Source organism: Lactococcus taiwanensis (assembly GCF_017068355.1).
Taxonomy (GTDB): Bacteria; Bacillota; Bacilli; order Lactobacillales; family Streptococcaceae; genus Lactococcus; species Lactococcus taiwanensis.
The window spans coordinates 1552582-1568596 of sequence record NZ_CP070872.1 but is presented as its reverse complement, the minus strand read 5'-3'; the positions used below and the strand labels follow the sequence as shown (position 1 = coordinate 1568596).

At 36.3% G+C, this 16015-nt stretch carries 16 protein-coding genes and 1 tRNA gene; 10 read left to right on the top strand and 7 right to left on the bottom strand.

Annotation, left to right across the window (positions count from 1 at the left end; all coding sequences use genetic code 11):
- Positions 1 to 17 precede the first annotated feature (17 nt).
- Positions 18 to 1106: a M24 family metallopeptidase gene (locus JW886_RS07790; RefSeq protein ID WP_205871784.1), complete on the bottom strand. Its 1089-nt coding sequence runs from the start codon at positions 1104 to 1106 to the stop codon at positions 18 to 20.
- A gap of 215 nt (positions 1107 to 1321) precedes the next feature.
- Here JW886_RS07790 and ccpA point away from each other — a divergent pair, with 215 nt between their 5' ends.
- The 9 genes from ccpA (at position 1322) to purB (ending at position 10037) form a co-directional block, all read left to right on the top strand.
- The gene (gene ccpA / locus JW886_RS07785) at positions 1322 to 2320 is read left to right on the top strand and encodes a catabolite control protein A (RefSeq protein ID WP_075525385.1); all 999 of its coding nucleotides are present in this window, start codon (positions 1322 to 1324) and stop codon (positions 2318 to 2320) included.
- Positions 2321 to 2461: 141 nt separating this feature from the next.
- Complete coding sequence (locus JW886_RS07780; RefSeq protein WP_075525386.1) at positions 2462 to 3427, top strand: NAD(P)/FAD-dependent oxidoreductase; 966 nt, start codon at positions 2462 to 2464, stop codon at positions 3425 to 3427.
- Positions 3428 to 3637: 210 nt separating this feature from the next.
- On the top strand, positions 3638 to 4198 hold the full coding sequence (locus JW886_RS07775) for a CvpA family protein (RefSeq protein ID WP_205871783.1): 561 nt from the start codon (positions 3638 to 3640) through the stop codon (positions 4196 to 4198).
- 37 nt (positions 4199 to 4235) lie between these two features.
- Positions 4236 to 6566 (top strand): endonuclease MutS2, encoded by a 2331-nt coding sequence (locus JW886_RS07770; RefSeq protein WP_205871782.1) that lies wholly within the window; start codon positions 4236 to 4238, stop codon positions 6564 to 6566.
- A gap of 371 nt (positions 6567 to 6937) precedes the next feature.
- Positions 6938 to 7252 (top strand): thioredoxin, encoded by a 315-nt coding sequence (trxA, locus tag JW886_RS07765; protein WP_075525389.1) that lies wholly within the window; start codon positions 6938 to 6940, stop codon positions 7250 to 7252.
- 139 nt (positions 7253 to 7391) lie between these two features.
- Positions 7392 to 7595, top strand: a complete 204-nt coding sequence (locus JW886_RS07760) for a DUF2969 family protein (protein WP_075525390.1) — start codon at positions 7392 to 7394, stop codon at positions 7593 to 7595.
- A 114-nt stretch (positions 7596 to 7709) separates the two neighbouring features.
- Positions 7710 to 7781: transfer RNA gene (locus JW886_RS07755), tRNA-Gln, on the top strand.
- A 116-nt stretch (positions 7782 to 7897) separates the two neighbouring features.
- Positions 7898 to 8590: a type I 3-dehydroquinate dehydratase gene (gene aroD / locus JW886_RS07750; protein ID WP_205871781.1), complete on the top strand. Its 693-nt coding sequence runs from the start codon at positions 7898 to 7900 to the stop codon at positions 8588 to 8590.
- 151 nt (positions 8591 to 8741) lie between these two features.
- Positions 8742 to 10037 carry an adenylosuccinate lyase gene (gene purB, locus JW886_RS07745; RefSeq protein ID WP_205871780.1) on the top strand — a complete coding sequence of 432 codons (1296 nt, stop codon included), beginning with the start codon at positions 8742 to 8744 and terminating at the stop codon, positions 10035 to 10037.
- A gap of 294 nt (positions 10038 to 10331) precedes the next feature.
- On the opposite strand, the gene JW886_RS07740 is transcribed toward purB, so the two are convergent.
- The 6 genes from JW886_RS07740 to JW886_RS07715 all read right to left on the bottom strand — a co-directional run bounded on the left by JW886_RS07740 (position 10332) and on the right by JW886_RS07715 (position 15609).
- A complete protein-coding gene (locus tag JW886_RS07740) occupies positions 10332 to 11465 on the bottom strand; it encodes a tyrosine-type recombinase/integrase (protein WP_205871779.1) in 1134 nt (377 codons plus the stop codon).
- A gap of 127 nt (positions 11466 to 11592) precedes the next feature.
- Positions 11593 to 12174 carry an SUR7/PalI family protein gene (locus JW886_RS07735; RefSeq protein WP_205871778.1) on the bottom strand — a complete coding sequence of 194 codons (582 nt, stop codon included), beginning with the start codon at positions 12172 to 12174 and terminating at the stop codon, positions 11593 to 11595.
- 107 nt (positions 12175 to 12281) lie between these two features.
- A complete protein-coding gene (locus tag JW886_RS07730) occupies positions 12282 to 13778 on the bottom strand; it encodes a GIY-YIG nuclease family protein (RefSeq protein WP_205871777.1) in 1497 nt (498 codons plus the stop codon).
- A 93-nt stretch (positions 13779 to 13871) separates the two neighbouring features.
- A complete protein-coding gene (locus JW886_RS09890) occupies positions 13872 to 14432 on the bottom strand; it encodes a PH domain-containing protein (RefSeq protein ID WP_241003759.1) in 561 nt (186 codons plus the stop codon).
- Positions 14433 to 14483: 51 nt separating this feature from the next.
- A complete protein-coding gene (locus JW886_RS07720) occupies positions 14484 to 15071 on the bottom strand; it encodes a hypothetical protein (protein ID WP_205871776.1) in 588 nt (195 codons plus the stop codon).
- Positions 15072 to 15081: 10 nt separating this feature from the next.
- Positions 15082 to 15609 (bottom strand): phage repressor protein, encoded by a 528-nt coding sequence (locus JW886_RS07715; RefSeq protein WP_241003758.1) that lies wholly within the window; start codon positions 15607 to 15609, stop codon positions 15082 to 15084.
- 157 nt (positions 15610 to 15766) lie between these two features.
- Here JW886_RS07715 and JW886_RS07710 point away from each other — a divergent pair, with 157 nt between their 5' ends.
- Positions 15767 to 15973, top strand: coding sequence for a helix-turn-helix transcriptional regulator (locus JW886_RS07710; RefSeq protein ID WP_241003757.1), 207 nt, complete (start codon positions 15767 to 15769; stop codon positions 15971 to 15973).
- The last annotated feature ends 42 nt before the right edge of the window (positions 15974 to 16015 follow it).

The window sequence follows — 16015 nt, the reverse complement described above, 5'->3', positions numbered from 1 at the left end:
TTTGGAGAGGAAAAAGCTTAAAAAATCATGAGGTCATGATTGGTATGCGTGAAACTTTCACAACCATTTTCTGTTACGTAAAGACAGTCTTCAATACGCACACCTACTTTACCTGGAATATAAATTCCAGGTTCGTTAGAGAAGCACATTCCTTCTTGAATTACGAGGTCATTTCCGGCAACAATAGATGGATATTCGTGAACGTCCATTCCGATACCATGTCCAAGGCGGTGATTGAAATATTCACCATATCCTGCTTTAGTAATTAAATCACGGGCAACAGCATCAATTTCATGTGCAGTTACACCAGGTTTAATGAAGTCCATGGCTGCTTGTTGAGCTTCCTTAACGATTTTATGGATCTCAGCATCAAAGTCATTAGGTTGACCAATTGCGATGGTACGTGTCGCATCAGAAGCATATCCGCCACTCATCACACCCAAGTCAAAGAGCAAAAGTTTATTTTCTTGAATTTCAACATTTTCAGGTGCACCATGTGGATTAGCAGCGCGAGCTCCTGATAAAACAAGCGTGTCAAATGACATCTGTGGCACACCCATCCGTTTCATTTCATATTCAATTTTTGCAACGATATCAGATTCAGTCACACCATGACGTTCAGCAGCAGTGGCAAAGCCAATTTCGAAACACTTGTCAGCAAAATCACCAGCAACTTTCATTTTTTCAATTTCATCTGCTGACTTAATCAAACGCATTTGTTCAATCAAAGGAGTCAAATTCACAAAATTAATATCACCAAATTGTGCTTTCAACCCTTCAGTTTTAGCTAAAGGAATATCTGAAAATTCAACCGCAATTGATTTAACTTCTGATTTTACATGATTTTTAACAACTTCCCAAGGGTTTTGAGCATCTTCGTATCCAAAAATGTCAAAACCAGTTGTATGAGTTTTAGCTTTTTCAACTTCTAAAGCTGGTGTAAAAAGCATAGGGGCATGATTTGGGAAAATCATGAGTCCTGCGATACGTTCGTGTGGATCAATCTCTAGCCCCGTTAAGTAGTTTAAGGTAGTAGGGTTAGTGATGAAGGTCATGTCGACTTGTTTCTCGTTGAGATAAGTCGCTATGCGTTCAATTTTAGTCATAAAGTGTCCTCCTGAAAGTGTAAAAAATGAGTTTTTCAATCATTTTCATAATTAAAAAGCATCTTACTTCCATTTTACGCTATTTTTCTCAAAAAATCACGTTAAATCCTACCTTTTATGGTTGAAAAGGTTTACAGTTCATGATATAATTTAAAAATGAAAATGGTTTTCATAAATACTGTAATCAAAAAATAAGAAAGAGGTTAGCCAAAAATATGGTAGAATCAACAACAACAATTTACGACGTGGCACGTGTCGCCGGAGTCTCAATGGCAACAGTCAGCCGTGTAGTAAATGGTAATGCAAACGTTAAAGAAAAGACACGGCAGAAGGTTTTGGATGCAATCGCCGAACTAGATTATCGTCCCAACGCAGTCGCTCGCGGACTGGCAAGCAAACGCACAACAACAGTGGGTGTTATCTTGCCAACCATTACTTCAACTTACTTCGCAGCTATTGCACGCGGGGTAGATGATATCGCTTCCATGTACAAATACAACATGATATTAGCTAACAGTGATAATGATGTTGAAAAAGAAGAAAAAGTGTTAGAAACATTCTTATCAAAACAGGTTGATGGGATTGTGTATATGGGTTCAACCTTGGATGAAAAAGTGCGTTTGGCTCTTAAAAATGCACGTACTCCTGTTGTCCTAGTTGGAACGATTGATGGTGATAAAGAGTTGGCTTCTGTCAATATTGATTATCATTTATCAGCTTATCAAGCCACAACAAAATTGGTCAATAGTGGAAATAAAAAAATTGCTTATATCATGGGATCACTGAAAGATGCTGAAAATACTGAACGTATGGTTGGTTATCAAGAAGCTTTGATTGAAGCAGGGATTGAGTTTGATGAAGGGCTTGTTTTTGAAGGCAACTACAGCTATGAGCAAGGAAGAGCTTTGGCGGAACGTCTGCTTGAAAAAGGGGTAACGGCAGCAGTTGTCGCTCAAGATACTACAGCAGTTGGTCTGTTGTCAGCTTTGATGGAAAAAGGAATCAATGTTCCAGAAGACTTTGAAATTATCGCTGGGGCAAATTCTCCAATCACACAATATACCTATCCACGCATGACTTCAGTCAATCAACCTCTTTACGACTTAGGTGCTGTTGCGATGCGTTTGCTGACCAAATTAATGCTTAAAGAAGAAGTTGATGAGAATCAATTAGTCTTGGATCACGAGATCATTTCTCGCCACTCTACAAAATAAAATTACAGCCCAGCAATGGGTTGTTTTTTTAATAATGAACCAAAGTCAAAAGTATTTGACATTTTGAGGAAAAGTCGTGATAATAGAAAGACGATAAAAATTAGTTTGGGGTGCTCTCCGAATTTACTCAAGGAGTTTGAAATGCAAGAGATTGATTTAATCATTGTTGGTGCAGGTCCTGTTGGCCTTTATGCAGCTTTTTACGCGGGAATGCGGGGCTTGTCTGTGGCAATCATCGAATCAGCAGAGGTAGCGGGCGGCCAGCCGCAAAATCTTTATCCTGAAAAATTAATTTATGATATTGCGGGCTTACCAGCAGTTACTGGAGCTGATTTGACACGTAATCTTTTGGAGCAGCTGGCGCAAATTCCTCACCGTCTTTTTCTAGGTGAAGCTGTTCAAAAATTAGAAAAAACGAGCACTGGATTTACGATTACTACTGACCAGGCGGTCAGAAAAGCAAAAGCGGTCCTTCTAACCACTGGTGCGGGCTTATTAACACCGCGTAAGTTGGGAGTGACGGGTGAGGAAGCACTGGAAGTTTCTGGTAAACTTTCTTACTTTATCACTTCTTTACAAGCTTTCAAAGGCGAAAAAGTTGCTGTTTTTGGCGGGGGAGATTCAGCCTTAGATTGGGCATTGATGCTTGAAAAAGTAGCTTCAGAAGTTCATTTAATTCACCGTCGGACCTCTTTTCGGGCACATGAGCATACAGTAAGGCGTCTAGAAGATTCCTCTATTCAGCTCCACACTCCCTATACCCTTTCAGAATTTACAGAAAAAGGTGTCCAGCTTCAAAAAGTTAAGTCTGATTTACTGACCGAGCTGTCAGTGGATAAAATTCTTGTCAATTATGGCTTTTTGACGAATCAGCTGGATTTGATTGAGGGGCTAGAAGTGACCCGTAATGGTCGGGTGACGGCGAATCGCCAAATGCGCTCTAACATCGAAGGGCTCTATGTGGCGGGTGATGCGAGTGATTATGAAGGCAAAGTCCCTCTGATGTCAGTTGGTTTTGGGGAAGCGGTGTTAGCTATCAATGCGATGACCCAAGTTTTAACTTTAGATCATGCCATAAGAAAAGGGCATTCTTCCTCGATTTTTTAAGAAAAATAAAACGTCGACTTAAAGAAGACGTTTTTTTATCCTTAAAAGTCTGCTGATGGACGGGTCAGTAAAACGAACAAGCCCAGAGGCTTTTTATAAGTTATGTTATAATGTTATAATAGAAGACGATAAATGAAGTAAGCGAATAACCTCGCGCTTCATCTTTAATCTCAGGTGAGATTGCACAGATATAAATATTAGGAAATTCAGATGATTTTAAATTTAATTATTGTTATTGCATTAGTCTGGGCCTTTATGGTGGGCTATTCTCGAGGTTTGCTCCTCCAGTTGATTTATTGTGTTGGGACTGTGATTGCAGCGCTCATCGCAGGAAGTTACTATCAAGAATTAGCACAGCAGATTAGTATTTGGGTGCCTTTTTCAAGTGCAACTGAAGGCTCTCACCTTCTTTTGTTTAGTGATAACCTCTTATTCCAATTGGATGAAGCTTTCTATGCTGGTGCCTCTTTCTTGATTATCTTTACACTAGCTTATGTAGTCGTTCGTTTGATAGGCCTTTTTATAAGAATTACGCTAAGCCCACTAGGAAAGCAAGGAAAAATTATTGCTGGTGTCTTAAGCATAGCTACCACTTATTTTGGTTTACAGATGTTGCTTGTTACCCTGAGTCTTGTTCCACTGGCAACCGTACAAAGTCATATCGACGCGAGTGGGCTTGCCCGCTTGATGGTTTTACATACCCCGATAACTTCGAATCTTTTACAAAATTTATTTATCGAAAATATTGTCCATATCAATCCGCTAGCATAGAAATGTTAGCTTTAATTATTTAAGCTGAAAAAATATTATGAATAAAAAAATACTCCAAATATTAGAATATGATAAGGTCAAAGACCAATTTTTGGAAAACTTGACCACTGCCCAAGGGAAAAAAGAATTGGCAGAATTAGTCCCTCTTACCGATGCCTCTAAAATTCAACTTCTTTTTGATGAAGTCGCTGATTTTCAAAGCTTAACTCAAGAAAACGGTCTGCTTAATCTCTCAAAAACTACTGATTTAAGTGAGATTCTACGTCGCTTAGAACTTGAAGCAAGTCTTAATGGAAAAGAATTTGTTGAGATAAAAAAAGTAATTCAAGTGGGTTTGAATATCACCCGTTTTTTTGCGGAAGCTGAAAACGTTGAAACTCCCGCTTTGGATGTGACCCTTGACAAACTGACAGATCTGTCAGCACTGATGAAAATGCTCGAGATTTTTGACAACGCGGGGAGCTTATATGATAATGCTAGCCCAGAGTTGATGCATATTCGCGGTGCAATCAAAACGCACCAGGCAGAGATTCGCAAAATTATGCAAGAGCTGCTAAATAAGAATCTTCCTGCTTTATCGGAAAATGTCATCACCATCCGTAATGAGCGACAGGTTTTACCTGTTAAGGCGGAGAATAAAAATAAGATTCCAGGCGTGGTGCATGATATGTCTGCCTCAGGTCAAACGCTCTATATTGAGCCCAATGCAGTAGTGAGTTTAAACAACAAACTCAATCAGAAACGGATGGAAGAAAAAAATGAAATGACGCGAATTTATCGCGAACTTTCGGTTCAACTTAAACCGTTTACCCCAGAACTTCGTCAGAATGCTTGGTTGATTGGGCATATTGATTTTATTCGGGCCAAATATCTTTATCTTGTAGCCCATAAGGCGACTTTGCCTGAAATGGTGACACAAAAAGATATTATCCTTTTTGAGGCACGCCATCCGTTGATTGATCCAAAGGTAGTTGTCGCTAACGATATCAAATTTGATGCGCAATTAAATACCATTGTCATTACGGGGCCTAACACGGGTGGGAAAACCATCACCTTGAAAACAGTTGGATTATTGACCGCCTTGGCTCAGTCAGGACTTCCTATCTTAGCAAGTGAAGGGAGTCGCATCCATCTTTTTGATGAAATCTTCGCTGATATTGGGGATGAACAGTCTATTGAGCAAAGTCTTTCCACTTTTTCAAGCCATATGACCAATATCGTCCGAATCTTGAGTGAAGCGAATGAAAAGAGTTTAGTCCTCTTTGATGAGTTGGGTGCTGGGACAGATCCTAAAGAGGGAGCAGCGTTAGCAATAGCTATCCTTGAAAAATTGCGAGCTGGTCAAGTGAAAACGATAGCGAGCACCCATTACCCTGAGTTGAAGGCCTATGGGGTAGAAACTGATCAGGTTATTAATGCCAGCATGGAATTTGATATTGATCAAATGCAGCCTACTTATCATTTACAATTGGGCGTACCTGGACGTTCTAACGCCTTAGAAATATCTCGGCGTTTGGGACTCTCTGAGGATATTATTCATCAAGCAAGTGATCAACTCTCAGATAGCGAGCATGATGTCAATGAGATGATTCAAAAACTTGAGGAAAAAACGCATGAGGTAATCGAGCGTACGCGCCATATTAAACAGATTGAGCGCGAGAATCTTACCCTACACAAGGATTTAACAAAAGTTTATCAGCAAGTCAATCGTCAAAGAGAATCTGAACTTGAAAAAGCGCATAAAGAAGCACAAGAAGTTGTGAAGAAAGCAAGTCTTGAAGCGCAAGAGATTTTGAAAAATCTTAATGAGAAGGCTGCACTGAAGCCCCATGAAATCATTGCTGCTCGAGCTGAGCTTGAGGCCTTAGCACCAACCATTGACTTCAGTAAAAATAAAGTCCTCAAAAAAGCAAAAGCACAGCGTGGACTCAAGCAGGGGGCACAGGTCAATGTCATCTCTTATGGTCAACCTGGTAAATTAATTCGCCTTGAAAAAGATGGGCGTTGGACTGTACAGATGGGCGCTATTACGACGCGACTGTCAGAAGATCAGTTTGAACTAATAGAAACTGAAGCGCAAAAACAAACAAAAACAAAAAATGTCAATAAAAAAGTAACGAGTAAAGTTAAGGCCCAACTTGATCTAAGAGGGATGCGTTATGAAGAAGCCGAGCTAGAGTTAGAAAACTATATCGATCAAGCCCTCTTAGCTAATCTTATCCAGATTACGATTGTTCATGGGATTGGTACCGGAGTAATTCGCGAGATGGTGCAGAAAAAACTACAAAAGCATCGTCATATCAAGTCTTACGACTATGCACCTATCAATGCTGGGGGTTCTGGGGCAACTATTGCGATCCTTAAATAAGAAGGAGCAATAACCAAAAAGCGAATTGTTTGTATAATTCTATATAATTTGCTACAATAAAGATAGTTAAACGAGGTTGCATCTCAGAGAAACTCAATACGCTTTCGCTTGTTCCAAGTCGTCGTGGGCAAACGTAGCCGTAATAACCTCATGATGGCTAATCATTGACCGGTTGTTTAAGACGGGGAGGTGGATTTAAAGTTTTTCCGTTGAAAAGTCGTATTGAGCAACCGCTCTGAGTTGATGTCATCCAGTCCATCTACCTTTTGGTAGGTGGGCTTTTGCGCTGAAAATCTCTTTCCTTGAATTTCCTTGGAATTTACTCTAAAATAGTCTTACTAAGTAAAAAGACCACTTCGAAGGAGAAAGATATGGAATATAATATTACTGATGCAACGTTTGATGAAGAAACAAAAGAAGGGCTTGTTTTAATTGACTTTTGGGCAACTTGGTGTGGCCCATGTCGCATGCAAGCGCCAATTTTGGAACAACTTTCCGAAGAACTTGACGAATCAGAACTTAAGATTTGCAAAATGGATGTTGATGAAAACCCAGCAACAGCTCAAGGATTTGGCATTATGTCTATCCCAACATTGATGTTCAAAAAAGATGGTGAAGAAGTAAAACGCATTGTTGGTGTTCAAACAAAAGCACAACTTAAAGCTGCTATTGCTGAATTATCATAATAAAAAATGCTGACAGCTCTGTCAGTATTTTTTTATTTGCTGTTCAAGCTGTTTATGACTTCTAAAGTGGGCGTGACAAAAAGAGCGGAAAATGATATGATTGTTAAAGCAAAAATACAACGAAACAAAGGAGTTGACGATGTCAAAGAAGAAAGATACAGAACTTGAGATTATTGACACTACTGACGGTGCGGTCATTAAAAGCGGTAAAAAAACCATTGCTGAAATTAAAGAAGAATTTGGAACGTTTGTCGTGAAGGTATCAGGTAAAGAAGTAGCGGTCGTACGTACTTTTGAAGAAGCACTTGAAGAAGGCATTAAGGCTTATAATTTATCTGTTTAATCTCTTATTTTGTGAGGAGAAAGTTTCAAAAAAATTATAAATACTTTTTATGAGCTCAAACTTGAAATTTATGTTAAAGTTTGATAAAATATTCTCGTTGTCACAAAATAACAGTGGGGTATAGCCAAGCGGTAAGGCAAGGGACTTTGACTCCCTCATGCGTTGGTTCGAATCCAGCTACCCCAGTTAGTCTTCGAAAATTGAGAAAATAAAAAGAGAAAAGGGAACAGTTTTCCCTTTTTTTCTTTTTCTAAAATATGCTAGAATAAAGAAAGAAGTTATGGGAAAGTAAGGAGAAATTTATGAGAAGAACTAAAATTGTTGTTCCAGTAATGCTGACAGAGCCGTCAGATCTTGAACGGGTTAATATCAATGATTATGAAGATGTAGATTTGATTGAGTGGCGTGCTGATTTTTTATCAGAAGAAGATATTTTAATTCTTGCTCCGCAATTCTTTGAAAAATTTAAGGATTTTAAAGTTTTATTTACTTTACGAACAGTGCGAGAGGGGGGGAATATTCAACTTTCAGAGAAGAAATATTTAGCTTTACTTCAAAAAATTTTAACTTATAATCCTGCCTACATTGACATAGAGTATTTTACACATGGGCGCGCCCTCCATCAACTGGCGGCTTTCGCTGATAAAATCGTCTTGTCTTACCATAATTTTGAGGAAGTACCGACAGATTTAACCAAGCGTCTGTTAAAAATGCATCAAGAAAAGACAGCTTATGTGAAAGTTGCAGTGATGCCAGGACACGAATGTGATGTGCTAGATTTAATGCAGATCACCCGAGATTTGACATTGGAATATGGTGAAAAGTTCATTACTATGGCCATGGGTGAGCTAGGGCGGCTTACCCGTATTTCGGGCTATTTGACGGGATCATGTTGGACCTTTGCGAGTTTGACTGCGGAAAGTGCGCCCGGACAGCTTTCTCTCCAGCACACTCGCCAAATCCTAGATTTACTAGAGTCTGATTTAACTGAGTGAGCAATGTCCCCCCTAATTGTTCGATAATAGCGGATATTTTTTTTGCTTATTACATGATATTGGGAAAATACCGAATGCTTTTAGGGTGAAAATGCTATAATAAAGAGTAAAAAGATTACTGACAGAGCTGTCAGTAAAAAAGGAGTAAAAAGTGGTTATCAGTCGTTATTCACGCCCAGAAATGGCAAATATTTGGTCAGAAGAAAATAAATATAAGGCATGGCTTGAAGTTGAAATCCTTGCGGATGAAGCTTGGGCAGAGCTTGGGGAAATCCCAACAGAAGATGTTCAAAAGATTCGCCAAAATGCTAGCTTTGATGTAGCGCGCATATTGGAAATTGAAAAAGAAACACGCCACGACGTGGTGGCCTTCACACGTGCCGTGTCAGAAACTTTAGGTGAAGAACGCAAATGGGTGCATTATGGTCTGACCTCAACAGACGTCGTTGATACAGCCTATGGTTATCTTTATAAACAAGCCAATGATATTTTGCGCAAGGACCTACAAAACTTCGCAGAAATTGTTAAAAATAAAGCTTTAGAGCATAAATACACCGTCATGATGGGTCGAACTCACGGCGTTCACGCTGAACCAACAACTTTTGGCTTGAAATTAGCCACTTGGTACAGCGAAATGAAACGAAATATTGAACGTTTTGAACATGCTGCGAAAGCTGTTGAAGCTGGGAAAATTTCTGGTGCTGTTGGAACATTTGCGAATATTCCTCCATTTGTTGAAGCCTATGTTTGTGAAAAATTAGGGACGCGTCCACAAGAGATTTCAACGCAAGTCTTACCACGTGATTTACATGCAGAATACTTCCAAACGTTGGCACTCATTGCGACCTCAATTGAACGCATGGCCACAGAAATCCGTGGCTTGCAAAAATCTGAACAACGTGAAGTTGAAGAATTCTTTGCTAAAGGTCAAAAAGGCTCATCCGCAATGCCACACAAACGTAACCCAATTGGTTCTGAAAATATGACCGGTTTAGCCCGCGTTATTCGTGGACATGCCATTACAGCTCTTGAAGATGTTAGTCTTTGGCATGAACGTGACATTTCACACAGTTCTGCTGAACGCATCATTGCACCAGATACAACAGAATTATTGGATTACATGTTGAATCGCTTTGGGAATATCGTTAAAAACTTGACTGTTTTCCCAGAAAATATGAAACGAAATATGGATGCGACTTTTGGCTTGATTTACAGCCAACATGTCATGTTAATGTTGATTGAAAAAGGAATGACGCGTGAAGCAGCTTACGATTTAGTTCAACCTTTGACTGCAAAATCTTGGGATGAACAAGTGATGTTTAGACCATTGCTTGAAGAAAATGAACAAATTCGTCAGTATTTGGATGATGAAGCTATTGATAAAGCTTTTGATTACAATTATCATTTAACAAGAGTCGATGAAATTTTTGATCGTGTCTTTGATTGAGCTGATGCTGTAGCCCCTTAAAAGGCTTTGCAAGTTCCCTATGATGAATTGCCAATTTATCCGGGGGCTAAAGATAATATCGCTGAACATCAATGGTGAGATAAAAATAAAAATTCTGTCGCTAAGGTAGTTTTATATAGATTATACTAGATTAACTTTTATCATAAAAAGTTATCAAACACTTGGTAAATAAAGGGGGATGGGGATTCTTTTATTTTTTAAAGTTATCGAAGATTATTAAACTTTATCAAATTTTTGCCCCTTTTTCTGCCCCTTTTTAATTAAAATAGACCTCTAATTTAAGAGGTCTATTTCATTTAGTTTTTCAATTATATTTTTGCTCATTTCTTCAGTTACATGAGAATATATGGAAAGTGTTGTTTGTGGGTTATTATGCCCTACTCTTTCCATAATAGACTTTAGAGGTATTCCCAGCTCAGTTAATAAAGCAATATGAGTATGCCTAAAAATATGTGTACTTAAATTTTTAGATGAATTTATTTTTTTTAGTCTACTATTAACAACTGATAGGCTATATGGTTTATGATTTTTATAAATAAAAATATAATTATCGTTGCTTATTTTATCGTTTGGATATTTCAGAGGATATTCTTCAATTATTTGGACGCATCTTTTAGGTAGGGTTATTTTTCTGTCTGAATAAATATTTTTAGTTGTTGTTTTAGAATTAGAAACGCTATCCCATGTTCCGTTTACGTGTAAGATGTTATTTTCGATATTTTTCTTTTGGATTGCTACACATTCACCAAACCTTAGTCCCGTCAATGACATGAATTCGATAAGTAGTGAGGTTGATTTATCTATTACAGCCATATCTTTTATGACTTGCTTTAATTCACTACGCTCAAGATATTTTTCTTTTTTCTTTTCTCGTTGCTCTAAAGTTTGAGTTTTCTTTTTAATTCTCACATTAGAAATAGGATTAACTGTTATATATTTTTTTGATATAGCATAATCTAAAACCATATTAAATGATGCTTTGATTGTCTTGACATAAGAGTAAGAATAATTTTCTTGATAGTATAATTTTTCCAATATCTCTAAAATAAAAACAGAGTCAACATCAGATAATAAAGTTTTTTCGCTGATTAAACTTCTAATTTTTTTCTTTGCTGTTTCTCTTAGCGATGCTGTTTTAGCTTTTACAGTTTCTTCATAAATCGAAAAATATTCGTCCTGGACCTCCCAAAATGTGATGGAAGCTAATTTAGTTTGTTCATCATTAATTTTTTTCTTTTCTTTTTCAATCTTTGCATCTATTTTGTTATACAGTAGCCTAGAAGCTTCATTTTGCGCCCTAGAGCTATTTTTATCTAGTGTTACTGAAACTTTCCTTAACATGCCTTTAGTGTCTGTATAACGCTCACAATACTTATATTTGCCGTTTGGTAAATCTTCTATCCACATTTGATTTTGTACCTCATTTCATGATAAAATGGTACAATAAAAAGTTTCCAAGATTGGAATTTCTTTTTGTAAACCATTTTCAGTAAATCCGCCCGGTACTCGCCAAAGTTTGGGCGGGTTTTTTATTTTATTCTAAACCTGATTGAGATTTATTTGAAAGTAGCCAAGATCCGTCTGCCTGTTTTGTGAATGACAATGAAACAGATTTAAACTTGGAAGACCCCATATTATCCCAAGAAGCATTTTTTATTGTGTAATCACCCGAAGATGATTCAGAGGAATTGGAAGGTTTGCCGAATTTTGTTTCAAGTTCGTTATAATCTGTTCCGCCAGCACCAGTAAGTGTATCCCCGACTACTAACGCATCATAGTCCGCTTTTGACCATTTGAAATTTTCATCAGCTTTCTTTTGTGAGCTTGAAATATCACTACTTACTTGTTTACCAACACTATCAATGGCACTTGAGTACATAGATTGTGTTGCTAACACAATAATAAACGCTAATATTGAGATAACAAAAGACACAACACTCAACGTTTTTTTGTTTTTTCTATTTAAAATAATTGCAATTAAGCCAAGAATAGCTGAAATAACAGCTAACACGGCAGCGAAGTTGTTAACAATCGGTACCCAGGATAATATTAGCGCAAGTATCCCAAGGATCAAAGCTACAATAGCTAACACTTTTGACTCATTTTTGTTTTCCATAAATAAATTACATTTCCTCACCTAGCTTTTAACGAGGATCAAGGCTTGCTCGTGTGTTACTAAAAATTTAATTTATTTGTTCAAAGTTCGAGCGGATTTTTTGTTATTTAAAGCTGATTTTCAGCAATTGCGATGGACTGTCGATATTCCTGTGCTAGGATTGTTTTATTAAAACTAGCAGTGGGATCAATATCTTCTACAATTTTTTCAATTTTTTCTATATCAACTTTGAAAAATTCTTTTCTAAGATTAACTTTATTGACTCTATTTTGATTTAACATTTTATGCAATTTATATTCTAAGCCAACGGCATCATCACTAAAAATAAAGGCGTGAACATCAAATTTAAATGGTACAGATGCACTTCCAAGCTCATCTATTCGCTGTTGTGGCTCAAGACGTCTTGTCATACCAATTTTAAATATACCGTTTCCGAATGATCCAATATTGGAGATGATATAAACATAACCTGCCTTACCAAGGGCTAAACTTGCAATTTCTTCTTTTTTATCTTCAACTGATGATAGTTGTGTTTGGAGTTCCTGAATCCTAAGCTGAAGTTGTCTGACTTTTTCATCGTCAGTCTCATTTTCTAACAACAATGAATTCTTTTCTATTTCTGTTTTATATTTTCCTTCTTCGATTTCAAGCTTTTTACGTTCAGCCTCCATAGCTTTTCGTTCCACAGCTTCTTGTTTCATTTGTTCTTTCAAGAGACGTTGTTCTTCTTTTTCACGTTCTCGATAGATGAAGTATTTATATTCAATATCTAGAAGTTCAGAATATAAAGGTTGAATTTCTAATAAAAACTTAGTTATAGTTGGAAGGATACTTTGATTCCCTTCCCCTGCTATGATAAGAAATTTATGGATTATTTCTTCTAGTTTTTCTTTTGATTCAGATATTTTATTAAATGTTAAATTATACATTAAAATCTTTATTTCTGCTTGTAAGCCAATAACCATCAGAGCATATATGGTTCTATTTGTTTTAGTTGTATAATTTTTCTCGTATTTAGCGAGAATAGTAGTTATTTCTTTTTTAGTTGCAGTAGATAGTTTTCTAAGCTCCTTAGAATCATCTGAATGTAAATGAAGATTAGAAATTGTGTCTAATAAATGTTCTTCAGAGAGAGTTTCTTTTATTTTATTGTAGAGTTCCTCATCATCAATTGTAAATTTTGTAGAAGAACTCAACGTTTTTATAAATTGAATATCAGCCCGCCATTTTCTACCTTGGCGCAATAACTTAGCATTTTCTTTTTTTAAGGCTTCATTTTTTATTGAAAGTTCTTCATTATTTTTTACAGTTTCATGAAATTGACTAGAAATATTTGCCGCATATTCATCAGATTCTTTTTTTATTTTTTCGCTTTCTGACATCGCGTCTTCAATAATTTTAAGTCTAGTTTCATTATTTTTTTCTTGAAATTCTTTAGAAAATTTGTCAATTAGTAATTCTTGGTTCTCAAGTAATTCTTTATTCTTCCCTATTTTTAAATCAAGAGAATGAATTTCGGACTTCAGCTTAACTAAGGCAAGGTCAGCATTTTCTATATCCTTATTTAATGTCGTTAATTGTTTAAGTTTCTTAAAAACTCCCATAAAATTCTCCTACCTAGCTTTTAGTGAGAATCAAGGCTTGCTCGTGTGCTACTAAAAATTTAATTTATTTGTTCAAAGTTTGGTCGGATTTTTTTATTTCAACAATTTTTCTTTTTGTTGGTCGTATTCTTCCTGAGATATTGCTCCAATATCTAGCAAATCTTTGAACTTCTTTATTTCCTCAGCAATGCTCAAAGATCTTTCGTTATTATCGTTGTTAGAATTAGCTTGATTGTTGCTAGAGTTAGTAATTAAGACACTATGAATTGCATCGTTAATATTTCTGCCGCTAACCTTATCAACTGCTACATTAAATTTTTCTTTGAAGGTATCAATAGTAATTATACCCATTAACACCCCTGATGAAAATGTAATGTCATTCAAATTATTAAGAGATACTGATTGGAAATGTTCTCCAACCATCTTTTTTTGTCCCATAATAATTCTACGATCCGTAATTGCATAAGCAAAAGTACTATCATGTTTTGTTGCGCTAATATAATTATGGAGTCCACAAAAACACATTAGTATATTTTCGTTACCATCCAAATTTTTTTCAAGTAATCCGAAATGTTTAAGAGCCCACTTTTTAGATACCCCTTTACCAAAATTATTTCTTTGACAATAATCATACATCTCTGCAGCTGTTCTCATAAAAAATCTCCTGCTTAGCTTTTATCGAGGTTCAGAGCTTGCTCGTATTTATTAAACAATACCTAAAACTTTTTGAAACTCACTCTTAGCCAAATTATAATTAGAATGGCTAAGATGATAAGCATCTAAAAAATTATAAATATTGATTGTTTCAATAACATCAAAGTAACTTATATAATCGGCGATGTATTGTCTCATTTCTTCCTTATTGATTTTAACCTGTATTTCATCTTCAAATATTTCGTTAATGGCTTTGTGCATCTCCGTATATTCAGATTTAATTAATGATTCAGCAAGTTCAAAAGGTGCATGAGTTATGTTGATGTAGACGTTAAAATATTCAAAGCTACCCCCGTTGGCCTCGAATATTTCCCAAAGAAGAAGAATTGCCTCATGGTTTGCTCTTACTTCCTGGGGATTAGTTGCATCAAAATAATCTCCACGATGATTGTCTTTATTTATAATGTGTATCAATTCATGGGCAATCTCAAAAGGTGAAGCTTCTTTAGAATTATAAATCATAACCTTATTATCAACGTTAACCGCTGCGGGAACAGGGAAAGAATCTACATCAACGACTTCAAAACCACATTTTTCAATTTCTTTGAGGAGGTAGTCTAAAAGCTCCTGTTCGCTCATAGAGACCTCCTTATTTATTATCTTCCAAACGTTTTCCGAGTGCTTGCTTCATAGCCTCCTTAACTTCATCAGTTAATGGCTTACCATCAAATGAAACCCATTTATCCCAATCAATCTTACTATCATCTACCAAATCGGCGAGATCAATAGTCTGTTTTTGTTCATTTGTGAGAGAGATAACTTTAGCTTTTTCTTCTTCCTGTTCTTTAAATTGTACTTCGGCCGTTTCAAGTACTACTTTTTGACGAGGTTCTTCGAGCTTAGAACTTACCTTTCCTATTTCTTCTACTATAGGAGTAGGTGGTTTTGGACGTTCACTTTCAGGCTCAACTAAGTCAGCTTTAGAAATATTCCAATGGTTTGCCAGTATTTCTATTTTATCAATGCGAGGATAAGTTCTAGCGACTAACCAGTCTCTAACGGTAAAATAGCTAACACCAGCTATTTCAGCGATATCATTTCTGTCTAAGCCGTACATTTTCATGTACCTCTTGAGATTTTCAGCCATTATTTCTTTATTTCCTAAATGTCCGCTCATAATTATTTCTTTCTATAATAGTTTTAGAAACATTGTACACAAAAAACACAAAAAACACAAATAAAAATATAAAAAATTGTGTTTTTTTGTGTTTTTGACTTGACATTGTGTTAAAAACACAGTAAAATGAATTTATCGAAATTGAGAAAGGAGAACAATGATGCCTGAAAATTTTAAATTGACCTTGGCTGCTCTACGTGTTAACAAGGGTTTAAACCAAGAAGAAATGGCTAAAGAACTGGGTATTCACAAGAATACTTGGATGAATTGGGAATCTGGGAAAACATTTCCTGATATTCAAGACTTGGAAAAAATTGAAGAATATTTTAGTGTTCCATATAAAAATATTAATTTTTATCCTTAATTGTGTTTAAAACACACAAAGATCACAGAAAGGTGTTCAGAA